At 68.2% G+C, this 12,568-nt stretch carries 11 protein-coding genes and 1 tRNA gene; 5 read left to right on the forward strand and 7 right to left on the reverse strand.

Annotation, left to right across the window (positions count from 1 at the left end; translation table 11 throughout):
• The first annotated feature begins 1 nt into the window (after position 1).
• The 4 genes from RLT59_RS18805 to RLT59_RS18820 are packed head-to-tail and all read left to right on the forward strand — an operon-like array spanning position 2 to position 3,021.
• Positions 2-184, forward strand: coding sequence for a hypothetical protein (locus RLT59_RS18805; RefSeq protein ID WP_073733271.1), 183 nt, complete (start codon positions 2-4; stop codon positions 182-184).
• Entirely contained in the window at positions 181-819 is a 639-nt protein-coding gene (locus RLT59_RS18810; RefSeq protein WP_311304469.1) for an aminodeoxychorismate/anthranilate synthase component II, read from the forward strand. The genes RLT59_RS18805 and RLT59_RS18810 overlap by 4 nt, the downstream gene beginning before the upstream one ends.
• On the forward strand, positions 816-2,258 hold the full coding sequence (locus RLT59_RS18815; RefSeq protein WP_311304470.1) for a class E sortase: 1,443 nt from the start codon (positions 816-818) through the stop codon (positions 2,256-2,258). The genes RLT59_RS18810 and RLT59_RS18815 overlap by 4 nt, the downstream gene beginning before the upstream one ends.
• A 34-nt stretch (positions 2,259-2,292) precedes the next feature.
• Entirely contained in the window at positions 2,293-3,021 is a 729-nt protein-coding gene (locus RLT59_RS18820) for a class E sortase (RefSeq protein WP_311304471.1), read from the forward strand.
• 78 nt (positions 3,022-3,099) lie between these two features.
• Here RLT59_RS18820 and pknB read toward each other — a convergent pair whose 3' ends face one another.
• The 6 genes from pknB to RLT59_RS18850 form a co-directional block, all read right to left on the reverse strand.
• The gene (pknB, locus tag RLT59_RS18825; protein WP_311304472.1) at positions 3,100-5,100 is read right to left on the reverse strand and encodes a Stk1 family PASTA domain-containing Ser/Thr kinase; all 2,001 of its coding nucleotides are present in this window, start codon (positions 5,098-5,100) and stop codon (positions 3,100-3,102) included.
• A gap of 167 nt (positions 5,101-5,267) precedes the next feature.
• The gene (locus RLT59_RS18830) at positions 5,268-6,728 is read right to left on the reverse strand and encodes a peptidoglycan D,D-transpeptidase FtsI family protein (protein WP_311304473.1); all 1,461 of its coding nucleotides are present in this window, start codon (positions 6,726-6,728) and stop codon (positions 5,268-5,270) included.
• Complete coding sequence (locus RLT59_RS18835) at positions 6,725-8,134, reverse strand: FtsW/RodA/SpoVE family cell cycle protein (protein WP_311304474.1); 1,410 nt, start codon at positions 8,132-8,134, stop codon at positions 6,725-6,727. Before RLT59_RS18835 ends, RLT59_RS18830 begins: the two co-directional genes overlap by 4 nt.
• Positions 8,135-8,157: 23 nt before the next feature.
• Complete coding sequence (locus RLT59_RS18840; protein ID WP_311304475.1) at positions 8,158-9,654, reverse strand: PP2C family protein-serine/threonine phosphatase; 1,497 nt, start codon at positions 9,652-9,654, stop codon at positions 8,158-8,160.
• 129 nt (positions 9,655-9,783) lie between these two features.
• Positions 9,784-10,299: an FHA domain-containing protein FhaB/FipA gene (locus tag RLT59_RS18845; RefSeq protein ID WP_073733278.1), complete on the reverse strand. Its 516-nt coding sequence runs from the start codon at positions 10,297-10,299 to the stop codon at positions 9,784-9,786.
• 10 nt (positions 10,300-10,309) lie between these two features.
• A complete protein-coding gene (locus RLT59_RS18850; RefSeq protein WP_311304476.1) occupies positions 10,310-11,203 on the reverse strand; it encodes an FHA domain-containing protein in 894 nt (297 codons plus the stop codon).
• Positions 11,204-11,520: 317 nt separating this feature from the next.
• Here RLT59_RS18850 and RLT59_RS18855 point away from each other — a divergent pair.
• A tRNA-Leu gene (locus RLT59_RS18855) sits at positions 11,521-11,603 on the forward strand.
• A gap of 290 nt (positions 11,604-11,893) precedes the next feature.
• Here RLT59_RS18855 and RLT59_RS18860 read toward each other — a convergent pair.
• Complete coding sequence (locus RLT59_RS18860; protein ID WP_311304477.1) at positions 11,894-12,505, reverse strand: FMN-dependent NADH-azoreductase; 612 nt, start codon at positions 12,503-12,505, stop codon at positions 11,894-11,896.
• Positions 12,506-12,568: the final 63 nt, after the last annotated feature.

The raw sequence follows: 12,568 nt of genomic DNA on the forward strand, positions 1-12,568 counted from the left end.
CATGTACGGCTGGATCTGGCGTCATCTGCCGGGCAACGTGTGGGTGCGCGGGTTCATCTCACTCGTGCTCGCCCTGGCGGTTGTCTACGTGCTGTTCCAGTACGTCTTCCCGTGGGCGGAGCCGCTGCTTCCGTTCGGCGATGTGACGGTCGACGGCGCGGCCGCGACGGGGGCAGGCCGATGAGCGCCCGCATCCTGGTCGTCGACAACTACGACAGCTTCGTCTTCAACCTCGTCCAGTACCTCTACCAACTCGGCGCCGAGTGCGAGGTGCTGCGCAACGACGAGGTGACCACGGCCCACGCAGAGGACGGGTTCGACGGCGTCCTGCTCTCGCCGGGCCCCGGCACCCCCGAGCACGCGGGTGTCTGCGTCGACATGGTGCGGCACTGCGCACAGACCGGTATCCCGGTCTTCGGGGTCTGCCTCGGGATGCAGTCGATGGCGGTGGCGTACGGCGGTGTCGTGGACCGCGCCCCCGAGCTGCTGCACGGCAAGACGTCCGAGGTGACCCATGAGGGCAAGGGCGTGTTCGCCGGTCTGCCCTCGCCCTTCACCGCGACCCGCTACCACTCGCTCGCCGCGGAGCGGGACACGGTTCCCGAGGAGCTGGAGGTCACCGCGCGCACGGCCGACGGCATCATCATGGGGCTGCGGCACCGGGAGCTCGCGGTCGAGGGAGTGCAGTTCCATCCGGAGTCGGTGCTCACCGAGCACGGTCACCTGATGCTGGCCAACTGGCTCGCGCAGTGCGGCTACGCCGGAGCCGTCGAGAGGTCGGCGGGGCTCGCGCCGGTGGTGGGCAAGGCCGTCGCGTGACCCCACCGCGCCACGGTCGCGACGCCGGTCGGGACGGCCCGCACGAAGAGGGGACGGACGGGGCCGCGGGCGCGTTCGAGGCGGCGGTCGGCCAGCTGGCGGACCCGCTGAACGACCCGCTGCCCGGGGAGCACACCTCCCCCTGGTTCCGCGCGGAGAGCACCCCCGCGAGGGCGGCCGGTCCGGACGGCGGTCCGGGGGCCGCCGGTTCGCCGTCGCCGCAGGCGCCACACGGGCCGCAGGCGGCTCAGGAACCCCCGCGTGAGTGGTACGACCCCGAGGGATACGAACGGGACTGGTACGGCCACCAGGGGCCCGCCCCGGCTGCCCCGCCCGCCCCGGCCGTGGTGCCACCCGCCCACGACGAGACGGTCGCTCTGCGGACGTCGGACACCCGGCGAATAGCGTCCCGCGCGCAGCAGCAGTCGCAGCAGCAGTCGCAGCCGCCGCAACAGCGGCCGCCGCTCCGCCCGGAGCCGGAACGCGGGCCGGGCACAGAGGACGCCACGGAAGTCATGGCGGTGGTCCCGGCCGACGGGCGCGCGGAAACCGTGCAGGCCGTGGACGCCCCGGACGCCTCGGACGCCTCGGACGCGGAGCCGAACAGCACCGGCGGCCGGGCCGAGCGGCGGCGTGCGGCCAAGAGCCGAGGACGGAGGCGCGGCGACCAGCGCCCGGGAACGGGGACAGGGACAGGGTCAGAGCCCGCCGCCCCCGCGAAGCCGATGTCGCGCGTCGAGGCACGACGGGCCGCGCGGGCGGCCAAGGACAGCCCGGCCGTCGTGGTCAGCCGGGTGGTCGGTGAGCTGTTCATCTCGCTGGGCGTGCTGATGCTGCTGTTCGTCACGTACCAGCTGTGGTGGACCAATGTGCGCGCCGACCAGATCGCCGGCAACGAGACGCACAAGATCCAGGACGACTGGGCCAGCGGGAAGCGTGCCCCCGGCGTGTTCGAGGCCGGCCAGGGCTTCGCCATCATCCACATCCCGAAGCTGGACGTGGTCACGCCGATCGCCGAGGGCACCAGCAAGGACAAGGTCCTGGACCGAGGCATGGTCGGCCACTACGGCGAGAAGCCGCTGCGCACGGCGATGCCGTCGGACAAGCAGGGCAACTTCGCGCTGGCCGGCCACCGCAACACCCACGGTGAGCCGTTCCGCTACATCAACCGGCTGAAGCCCGGTGACCCGATCGTGGTCGAGACCCAGGACGCCTACTACACGTACGAGATGACGAGTGTGCTGCCCCAGACCGCGCCGTCCAATGTGTCGGTGATCGGCCCGGTGCCGCCGCAGTCGGGGTTCACCAAGCCCGGCCGGTACATCACACTGACGACCTGTACGCCCGAATTCACGAGTACGTACCGAATGATCGTCTGGGGCAAGATGGTCGACGAACGGCCGCGCAGCAAGGGGAAGCCCGACGTGCTCGTGGACTGAACGGGCCGAACATCATCAGAACAGGGACGGTGCGGTGGCAGCGAGGACCGAGGACCAAGAGCAGATCGGCGAGTCCGCACCCGTGGTGCGGCGCACGCGCCGCCATCCCTTCGCGACCGCGGTCAGCGTCTTCGGCGAACTCCTGATCACCGCGGGCCTGGTGCTCGGCCTCTTCGTCGTCTACTCCCTCTGGTGGACCAACGTGCTCGCCGACCGCGAGGCGACCAAGCAGGGCCACACGGTCCGCGACCGCTGGGCCGACGGCCCCGGGGCGCTGGACACCAAGGACGGCATCGGCTTCCTGCACGTCCCGTCGATGAAGAACGGCGAGGTGCTCGTCAAGAAGGGCACCGACACCGAGAACCTCAACGACGGCATCGCCGGCTACTACACCGACCCGGTGAAGTCGGCGCTCCCCTCTGCCGAGAAGGGGAACTTCACCCTGGCCGCCCACCGGGACGGCCACGGGGCGAAGTTCCACAACATCGACAAGGTGCGGACCGGGGACGCGGTCGTCTTCGAGACCAAGGACACCTGGTACATCTACAAGGTCTTCAAGGAGCTTCCGGAGACGTCGAAGTACAACGTCGACGTGCTCCAGGAGGTCCCGAAGGGCTCGGGCAAGAAGAAGCCCGGCCGCTACATCACGCTGACGACATGCACGCCCGTCTTCACGTCGAAGTACCGCTACATCGTGTGGGGCGAGCTGGTCCGTACGGAGAAGGTCGACCGCGACCGTACGAAGCCGGCGGAGCTGCGCTGAGCCGAGCACCGACAAGCACGAGGGGCCCCGATCACCGTTGAGGTGATCGGGGCCCCGTGCTGTGCTGTGGCGCGACGGCTAGTGGCTGTTGTTTCCGTTGTTCCCGCCCAGGAAACCGTCCCCGTCCCCGTCCCCGCCCATGGTGGTGAGCGTGATGGTGGTGGCGGCCGGGTCTGCCTGGGTGTTCGGCTGCGGGTCGAGGTTGGCGACGATGGCGTTGTCGTCGTCGGAGCTGCCCTCCGCGAACTGGATGTTCGTGAAGCCGGCATCGGTCAGGAGCTGCTTGGCCTCGGAGACCTTCTTCATCCTGACCTCCGGAACGGGCTTCGTCGTCGGCTGCGGCGGGCCCTTGGAGACCTTGAGGAGGATCGCGGTGTCCTTGCCGACCTTCTCGTTGGCCGCCGGGGTCTGACCGACGACCTCGCCCGCGGGCTTCTCGTTGTCGACCTCGGACTTGCCGACATTGGTGAAGCCGAGTTGCGTGAGCTGGTCCAGCGCGGCGTCGTACGAACGGTCAGTCACCGGGGGCACCAGGATCAGCTTCTCCGTCGCGACCGAGATCTCGACCTCGGAGTTCTTCTCGGCCTTGGCGTTGCCCTTGGGCGACTGGTCCAGGACGGTGCCCGGCTGGGCGTCGGCGGACTCCACCGACTTGACGTTGACCGTGAAGCCCTGGTCCTCAAGGACCTTGCGCGCGCTGTCCTCCGACTTCTCCGTGACGTCCGGGACGCTGACCTTCGGAGCACCCGTGGAGACGAAGACCGTCAGGGTCTCGTTCTCCGACATCTGCTCGTCGGGCGTCGGGGTCTGCCGGCAGATCTTGTTCTTCGGCTGGTCCTTGCACGCTTCCTTCGGGCCCAGCTTGAGCACGATGGTGGCGTTGTCGGCGAGCCTCTGCGCTTCCTTGACGGTGCTGCCGACCATGTTGGGCGCGTCGAACTTGTCGCCGCCGCCGCTCGTGTCACCGAAGACCGACTTGCCGATCAGGACCGCCCCGATCAGCACCAGGACGCCCGCGACGATCAGCAGGATCGTCGAGGTGTTGCTCTTCTTCTGACGGCGGCGGTCGGGTCGGTCGTCGTAGCCGTAGCCGTCGTGGTCCGGGTTGACCGGGGGCAGCATCGAGGTCTGGGCGCCGTTCTGGTCCGCGGGGCGCATGGCGGTGGTGGGCTGGTCGTTGCCGTACCCGTCGTAGCCGCCGTAGCCGGCCGCGCCCATCGCCGCGGTGGCTGCGACCGGCTGGCCGTCGAGGCAGGCCTCGATGTCGGCGCGCATCTCGTCGGCCGACTGGTAGCGGTAGTCCGGGTCCTTGACCAGGGCCTTCAACACGATCGCGTCCATCTCGGGCGTGATCTCGGGGTCGAAGTTGCTCGGGGTCTGCGGCTCTTCCCGTACGTGCTGGTAGGCGACCGCGACGGGCGAGTCACCGATGAACGGCGGCCGGACCGTCAGCAGCTCATAGAGCAGACAACCCGTCGAATAAAGGTCTGACCTGGCGTCGACCTGCTCGCCCTTGGCCTGCTCCGGGGAGAGGTACTGGGCGGTGCCGATGACGGCCGAGGTCTGGGTCATCGTCATACCGGAGTCGCCCATGGCGCGGGCGATGCCGAAGTCCATGACCTTGACCTGGCCGGTGCGCGTCAGCATGACGTTGGCCGGCTTGATGTCACGGTGGACGATGCCCGCGCGGTGCGAGTACTCCAGCGCCTGGAGGATGCCGACCGTCATTTCGAGGGTGCGCTCCGGCAGCAGCCTGCGGCCCGAGTGCAGCAGCTCTCTGAGCGTCGAGCCGTCGACGTACTCCATGACGATGTACGGGATCGAGACCCCGTCGACGTAGTCCTCACCCGTGTCGTACACCGCGACGATCGCCGGATGGTTCAGGGAGGCGGCGGACTGGGCCTCACGGCGGAACCGGGCCTGGAAGGACGGGTCGCGGGCGAGGTCCGCCCGAAGCGTCTTCACAGCTACGGTGCGGCCGAGCCGGGTGTCGTGGGCGAGGTATACCTCAGCCATGCCACCACGGCCGAGCACCGAGCCCAGCTCGTACCGGCCGCCGAGGCGACGCGGCTCTTCCATAACTGTTCCAGCCCTCTCCGTCAGTCCTGACCGCACCGGTGTGCGGTCCGGCGGTGTGCTGTTCGCGCATACGCTACCGGCCGCGCCCTACGTGATCAGCCCGCAGCCCCTACCTGATATCCGACCGGTATCCCAACGTGCGGATATGGCGTCCGGCGTGACGGGTGTCACTTCTTGCTGTCGATGACCGCCTGCATGACCTTCTTCGCGATGGGGGCCGCAAGGCCGCCACCGGAGATGTCGTCGCGGGTGGCCTTGCTGTCCTCGACGACCACGGCGACGGCGACGGGGGAACCGCTGTCGGTCTTCGCGTACGAGACGAACCAGGCGTACGGATTCTCGCTGTTGCCGAGACCGTGCTGGGCCGTACCCGTCTTGCCGCCGACGGTGACGCCGGGGATCTTGGCGTTGCTGCCCGTTCCCGACTCGACGACGGTCTTCATCATTTCCTGGATCTTCTGGGCGTTCTCACCCGACAGGGGCTGGCTGAGCTGCTCCGGCTCGTGGGTGTAGATGTCGTCCAGGCCGGGCGACTGCCGCTTGGCGACCATGTACGGCTGCATCAGTTTGCCGTCGTTGGCGACCGCGGAGGCCACCATGGCCATCTGGAGCGGGGTGGCGCGGTTGGACGCCTGACCGATGCCGGCCATCGCGTTCTGCGGCGGGTTGTCCTTGGGGTAGACGCTCGCGTCGGCGCGGACCGGGGTGAAGACTTCCTTGTTGAAGCCGAACTTGTCGGCCTCGTCGATCATCTTCTGGTTGCCGAGGTCATCGCTGATCTTGCCGAAGACGGTGTTGCAGGAAATCCGCAGCGCCTCCCGGAGCGAGACGTTCTCACACTGGATGTTGCCCTCGTTCGGCAGGTCCTGGGTGGTCTGGGGCATACGGAAGGGCACCGGCGAATCTGTCTTGGCGTCGATGTCGGTGTAGAGCCCGTTCTCCAGGGCGGCGGCCGCGGTGACGATCTTGAAGGTCGAACCGGGCGGGTAGGTCTCGCGCAACGCCCGGTTGAGCATCGGCTTGTCCTTGTCCTTCTGGAGCGCCTGCCAGGCCTTGGAGTCCTTGCCGGAGTTGCCCGCGAAGGTCGAGGGGTCGTACGAGGGCGTGCTGGCGAGCGCCAGGATGGCGCCGGTCTGCGGGTCGAGGGCGGCGACGGCGCCCTTCTTGTCACCGAGCCCCGTGAAGGCGGCCTTCTGCGCGGCGGAGTTGAGCGTGGTGACGACGTTGCCGCCCTGCTTCTTGTCGCCGGTGAACATCGACATGGTGCGGTCGAAGAACAGCTGGTCGTCGTTGCCGGTGAGGATGCCGTCCTCGATGCTTTCCAGCTGGGTGGCCCCGAAGGCCTGCGAGGAGTAGCCGGTGACCGGGGCCCACATGGGGCCGTCCTGCCAGACCCGCTTGTACTTGAAGTCGCTGTCCTCGGTCTCCTTGGACCCGGTGACGGCCTTGCCTCCGTCGACGATGATGTCGCCGCGCTCGTGGGCGTACCGCTCGATGCGGACGCGGCGGTTCTCGTCGCGGGTGTTGAGCTCGTCGGCCTTCACGTACTGGAGGTAGTTGGTCCGTACGAGCAGGGCGAAGATGAGGACGCCGCAGAAGATCGCGATCCGGCGCAGGGGCTTGTTCACGGTCGGACCACCTGGGTCATCTCGGCGTCGGAGGTAGGCGCGGGGGCCGGGGCGGGGCGGCGGGCGGTGTCGCTGATCCGGATGAGGATGGCGATCAGTGCCCAGTTGGCCAGTACGGACGAACCGCCGTATGCGAGGAAGGGCATGGTCATACCGCTGAGCGGGATGAGTCCCATGACGCCGCCGGCCACCACGAAGACCTGGATCGCGAAGGCACCGGAGAGGCCGATCGCGAGGAGCTTGCCGAAGGGGTCACGGGCTGCGAGGGCGGTGCGGACGCCCCGCTCGACGATCAGCCCGTAGATCAGCAGGACGGCCATCATCCCGGCCAGCCCCAGCTCCTCGCCGACGGTGGAGAGGATGAAGTCCGCGTTGGCGGCGAACATGATCAGGTCCGAGTGTCCCTGGCCAAGGCCGGTGCCGAGTGTGCCGCCGGAACCGAATGACATGAGGGACTGGGCGATCTGGTCGCTCTGCGCCATCGTCGCCGTTGAGAACGGTTCGAGCCAGGCGTTCACTCGTTCCTGCACGTGAGGCTCGAAGGACGCCACCCCCACCGCACCGGCTGCCGACATCAGCAGACCGAAGACGATCCAGCTGGTCCGCTCGGTGGCGACGTACAGCATGACGACGAACAGACCGAAAAACAGCAGGGACGTACCGAGGTCGGTCTCGAAGACGAGGATCAGGATCGACAGGGCCCAGATGGTGATGATCGGGCCGAGGTCGCGTCCGCGCGGCAGGTACATCCCCATGAAACGGCGGCTGGCCAGTGCCAGAGCGTCCCGCTTGACCATGAGGTAGCCGGAGAAGAACACGGCGATGAGGATCTTGGCGAACTCGCCCGGCTGGATGGTGAACGAGCCGAGGCTGATCCAGATCTTCGCGCCGTTCACCGCGGGGAAGAACATCGGGATGACCAGCAGGATCAGCGCCGCGACCATCGAGATGTACGTGTAGCGCTGGAGGATGCGGTGGTCCTTGAGGACGATCAGCACGGCGACGAAGAGCGCGACGCCGATGGCCGAGTACAGCAGCTGCTTGGGGGCGTCCGGGCTGTACGAGCCGTACAGGTACTCCGCTCGCTGGATCAGCCTGGGCGACTGGTCCAGCCGCCAGATCAGCACCAGGCCGAGGCCGTTGAGCAGGGTGGCCAGCGGCAGGAGCAGCGGGTCCGCGTACGGGGCGAACTTGCGCACCACGAGGTGGGCGACGCCGCCGAGCAGGATGAGCCCCGCTCCGTAACCGAACATGCCGGACGGGAGGCTCCCGTCCAAGGCCAGGCCCACGTTGGCGTAGGCGAACACCGAGATGGCGATGGCGAAGACCATCATCATCAGTTCGGTGTTGCGCCGGCTCGGTGCGTCGATCGCGCCGATCGTGGTCGTGTTGGTGACAACGCTCATAGTGCTGAAGGCCCCCTACGGCTTTACTGCTTACCGCACTGCGGGACCAGCTTCTTCTCTTCCTCCGAGAGGCTGGGACCAGGAGTGGGAGTCGCTGAAGTCTGGTTGGTCTTGGTGGTGCCGGACTTTCCGGACGACTTGTTGGTGTCCGTGTCCGTACCGCCGGCCTGGCCCTCGTCACTGGGGGCGTTCTTCTCGGCTGCGCGGCGCTGTGCGTCCTTCTTGCAGGCAGTCGCCTGGGCGGAGAGTTCGTCGATCTTCTCGCGGGCGTCCGCGAGGTTGCCCTCGGTGATGGTCGCCTCGACCTGCTTGCGCTGGTAGGGCGGCAGGTACTTGAGTTCGATCTCGGGGTGGTCGTTCTCCACCTTCGAGAGCGAGACCCAGGCGAGGTCCTGGCCGATGCCCCGGTACAGCGCGACGTTGTCGTTCTTGGCGCCCACGTAGAACTGGGTCTGCGTCCAGCGGTAGCCGCCGTACAGGCCGCCGCCGATGACCGCCAGCGCGAGCACGACGTACAGCGACCTCTTGAGCCACTTGCGGCCGCCGGGCTTGACGAAGTCCTCGTCGGAGTAGGACCCGAAGGACCCGTCCGGCATTCCGTCGTAGCCGGAGCCGTCACCGCTGCCGGGCGGTCCGAAGCCGCCCGAGGGTGGCGGGACGGGGCGGCCGAGGCCTGCCGCCCGTCCGGCGGGGGTCTGCATCGCGCCGTCGTCGTTGAGCTGGGCGGCCTGGTTCTCCGCCACCGCGCCGACGATGACCGGGGTGTCGTTGAGCTGCCCGGCCAGAGTGTCGTTGCCGTCGACGTCGAAGACGTCCGCGACGATGCAGGTGATGTTGTCCGGGCCACCGCCGCGCAGCGCGAGCTGGATCAGGTCCTGGATGGTCTCCTGCGGCCCCTGGTAGCTGGCGAGCGTCTCCTCCATCGTTTGGTGGGAGACGACGCCGGAGAGGCCGTCGGAGCAGATCAGATAACGGTCGCCGGCCCGGACCTCGCGGATGGAGAGGTCGGGTTCGACGTGGTCGCCACTGCCCAGCGCGCGCATCAGCAGGGAGCGCTGCGGGTGGGTGGTGGCCTCCTCCTCGGTGATCCGGCCCTCGTCGACCAGCCGTTGGACCCAGGTGTGGTCCTGCGTGATCTGGGTCAGTACGCCGTCACGCAGCAGGTACGCGCGTGAGTCACCGACGTGCACGAGGCCGAGCCGCTGACCGGTCCACAGGAGGGCGGTGAGCGTGGTGCCCATGCCCTCCAGCTGCGGGTCCTCCTCGACCATCATGCGCAGCTGGTCGTTGGCCCCCTGCACCGCCGTACCGAGCGAGGTGAGGATGTCGGAACCGGGGACGTCGTCGTCCAGCTGCACGAGTGTGGAGATCACCTCGGAACTGGCGACCTCACCCGCGGCCTGTCCGCCCATTCCATCGGCGATGGCGAGAAGGCGGGGACCGGCGTAGCCGGAGTCCTCGTTGCCTTCCCGGATCATGCCCTTGTGCGATCCGGCGGCGAAGCGCAGGGAAAGACTCATGCGCACCTCGCCCGTCGGTTCGGGGTACAGCCGGTCTCGCGCCACACTGCCCACCCTCCGGTCGGGAGCCCTGCCGGGTCCGATGCCCGGGGCACCGCGGCTCGCTCGCTCCGCTCGCTCATTGTCGTACTACTTCCGCAGCTCGATGACGGTCTTGCCGATCCGGATCGGCGCGCCCAGCGGAACAGGCGTCGGGGTGGTGAGACGGGTCCGGTCCAGATACGTGCCGTTGGTGGACCCGAGATCCTCGACGATCCACTGGCCGTCACGGTCGGGGTAGATCCTGGCATGCCTGCTGGACGCGTAGTCGTCGTCCAGCACGATCGTTGAATCATGGGCGCGGCCCAGCGAGATGGTCTGCCCCTGGAGCGCCACCGTGGTGCCGGTCAGGGTGCCCTCGGACACGACCAGCTTGGTAGGCGCCCCCCGGCGCTGGCGGCCGGGCTGCTGGCGTTGCTGCGGTGGTGCCGCAGCGGTCTGGCGTGCCTGTGGCGGGCGCGCGTCGTTCGCAGTGCGGCGTGAGCCGCGCTGCGTTACGCGCGTTCCGAACAGGTCGCTGCGGATGACCTGGACGGCCACGATCACGAACAGCCACAGAACAGCCAGGAAACCTAGCCGCATGACCGTAAGGGTCAGCTCTGACATTGCCCCCGCTTCACCCTTCGGCTTGCCGGTAAACGATGGTGGTGTTGCCCACGACGATCCGCGAGCCGTCGCGGAGCGTAGCGCGGGTTGTGTGCTGCCCGTCTACCACGATGCCGTTGGTAGACCCGAGATCCTGGATCGTCGAGGGCGTTCCGGTCCGGATCTCACAGTGCCGGCGGGAAACGCCGGGGTCGTCGATCCGCACGTCGGCGTCGGTGCTGCGGCCCATCACCAACGTCGGGCGGGAGATCTGATGGCGGGTGCCATTGATCTCGATCCAGCGTCGCACCTGCGTGTTCGGCAGGGGGCTGGGATTGGCCGGCGGGCGCCGGTCGGATGGGGGTGCTGCGGGACGCCCCGCGCCCGGCGGTGGGGCCGCGGGCATGGGCGGGGCGGAGGTGGGCGGGTAGCCGTAGCCGCCGGGAGGCTGCGGGGCGGCGGGGCGCCCGTGGCCGGAACGGGGCGGGCCGGCGGGCTGTCCGGGCTGGTTCTGGAAACCGTGCTGCTCGGGCTGGCTCTGCTGTGACGAACTCGATGCCAGCGTGCGGCTGCGTACCCGGTAGAGACCGGTGTCGAGGTCGTCGGCCTTCTCCAGGTGGACCTTGATGGGGCCCATGAAGGTGTACCGCTGCTGCTTGGCGTAGTCCCGGACCAGGCCCGAGAGCTCGTCGCCCAACTGGCCCGAGTACGGGCTGAGCCGCTCGTAGTCGGGGGCGCTGAGTTCGACGATGAAGTCGTTGGGGACGACGGTCCGCTCGCGGTTCCAGATGGTGGCGTTGTTGTCGCACTCCCGCTGGAGGGCTCCAGCGATCTCGACCGGCTGCACCTCGGACTTGAAGACCTTGGCGAAAGTGCCATTGACGAGACCTTCGAGACGTTGCTCGAAACGCTTCATGACTCCCATGGGGCACCTCCTCCGGTGTCGTCGTCCCTGTACTGCTTACTGATCGTATCCACGCGTCGGGAAATCGGCTGGTTCCCCTTGTCTGCACTGCGGATGAGTGTCCCCCCTCACACGGATCGTAGAGGCGGTCTCCTCACAGTGTCCCGCACCTTGGGTGCACTCAGGAGGAGTGGGGGGCGCCGGGTCCGGGTTCCCGGTTCCCGTCAGGCGTTCGACGAAACAAAGGGATGTGAATCCGCCCTGTCCAGCGTGCTAATCTTCCTGATGTCGCCAGGGGCTCGCACCGAAAAGTGAGAGATTCTGGAAACACCACTCATGCGCGAGTGGCGGAACGGCAGACGCGCTGGCTTCAGGTGCCAGTGTCCTTAGGGACGTGGGGGTTCAAATCCCCCCTCGCGCACAAGAGAGAAGCCCCGCAGACCTTGGTTTGCGGGGCTTCTTCAGTTTGGCCCGGACCGGTCGGCCGGTCTTGGTTTCACGTGAAACGCCCGACTGATGCCCGTAGGTGCGGGCGCAGCGCGGGCGCAGGGGGAGCCGGTCGGGCGGGAGTGCTGGGATCGTTATACGGAAGGCCCGGGTCCCATGGGACCCGGGCCTTCCGTATGTACGCAGGCGCCCCGGGTGTCTCGGGGGCCTCGCGCGTTCAGGCGCTTGAGGTGCTTGGGGTTGCTTGGGGGTGCTTGAGGTGTCTCAGGCGGCGAGTCGGGATGCGAGGCCCTTGGCCTTCTCCGTGGCGTCGGTGAGCGCCTTCGCGCGGGAGGCCTCGGCCAGCGGGATCAGCTCGGCCATTGCCGGATTGCTGTGGGCCAGGGTGAGTTCCGGGACGATGAAGTCGACCTCGGCGGCGAACATGGACGTCAGCAGCGTCGCCAGATAGTTCTGGACGAACTCGGCGCCCTCGCGCGGAGTGCCAGGGGCGTAGGAGCCGCCGCGGCTGGCGACGACCGTGATCGGGGTACCGGCCACCGGGCTGTCGGGGCCGGTGTTGTGGCCCGCGATGATCACGTGGTCGAGCCACGCCTTCAGGGTCGACGGAATCGAGAAGTTGTACATCGGTGCGCCGATCAGCACCGCGTCCGCGGCGATCAGCTCGGCGGCCAGTTCACTGCGCAGCGGGTGCTCGGCGCCGGCGGCTGCGGCCGCGGCGTCCAGATGCGGCAGCGGGGTGACGGCGAGATCGCGGTAGATGACCTGCCCGTCGGGGTGCTGCTCGCGCCAGGCCTCCACGAAGGCGGCGGTGACCTCACGTGACGCCGAACCCTGGGGGAAGACGGCGGAGTCGAGGTGAAGAAGGGTGGCCATGGGGGTCTCCAGGGATGTCAGTAGCCAGGCGGGCCGGTGAGGCGGGGCTGATTTTCGTATGTA

Source organism: Streptomyces sp. ITFR-6 (assembly GCF_031844725.1).
Classification (GTDB): Bacteria; Actinomycetota; Actinomycetes; order Streptomycetales; family Streptomycetaceae; genus Streptomyces.

What these genes read in the sequence shown, in the direction of transcription:
- RLT59_RS18805 (WP_073733271.1), top strand. Translation starts at nt 2, where the DNA reads ATGTACGGCTGGATCTGGCGTCATCTGCCGGGCAACGTGTGGGTGCGC.
- RLT59_RS18810 (WP_311304469.1), top strand. Translation starts at nt 181, where the DNA reads ATGAGCGCCCGCATCCTGGTCGTCGACAACTACGACAGCTTCGTCTTC.
- pknB (WP_311304472.1), bottom strand. Translation starts at nt 5,100, where the DNA reads ATGGAAGAGCCGCGTCGCCTCGGCGGCCGGTACGAGCTGGGCTCGGTG.
- RLT59_RS18835 (WP_311304474.1), bottom strand. Translation starts at nt 8,134, where the DNA reads ATGAGCGTTGTCACCAACACGACCACGATCGGCGCGATCGACGCACCG.
- RLT59_RS18840 (WP_311304475.1), bottom strand. Translation starts at nt 9,654, where the DNA reads ATGAGTCTTTCCCTGCGCTTCGCCGCCGGATCGCACAAGGGCATGATC.
- RLT59_RS18845 (WP_073733278.1), bottom strand. Translation starts at nt 10,299, where the DNA reads ATGTCAGAGCTGACCCTTACGGTCATGCGGCTAGGTTTCCTGGCTGTT.
- RLT59_RS18850 (WP_311304476.1), bottom strand. Translation starts at nt 11,203, where the DNA reads ATGGGAGTCATGAAGCGTTTCGAGCAACGTCTCGAAGGTCTCGTCAAT.
- RLT59_RS18860 (WP_311304477.1), bottom strand. Translation starts at nt 12,505, where the DNA reads ATGGCCACCCTTCTTCACCTCGACTCCGCCGTCTTCCCCCAGGGTTCG.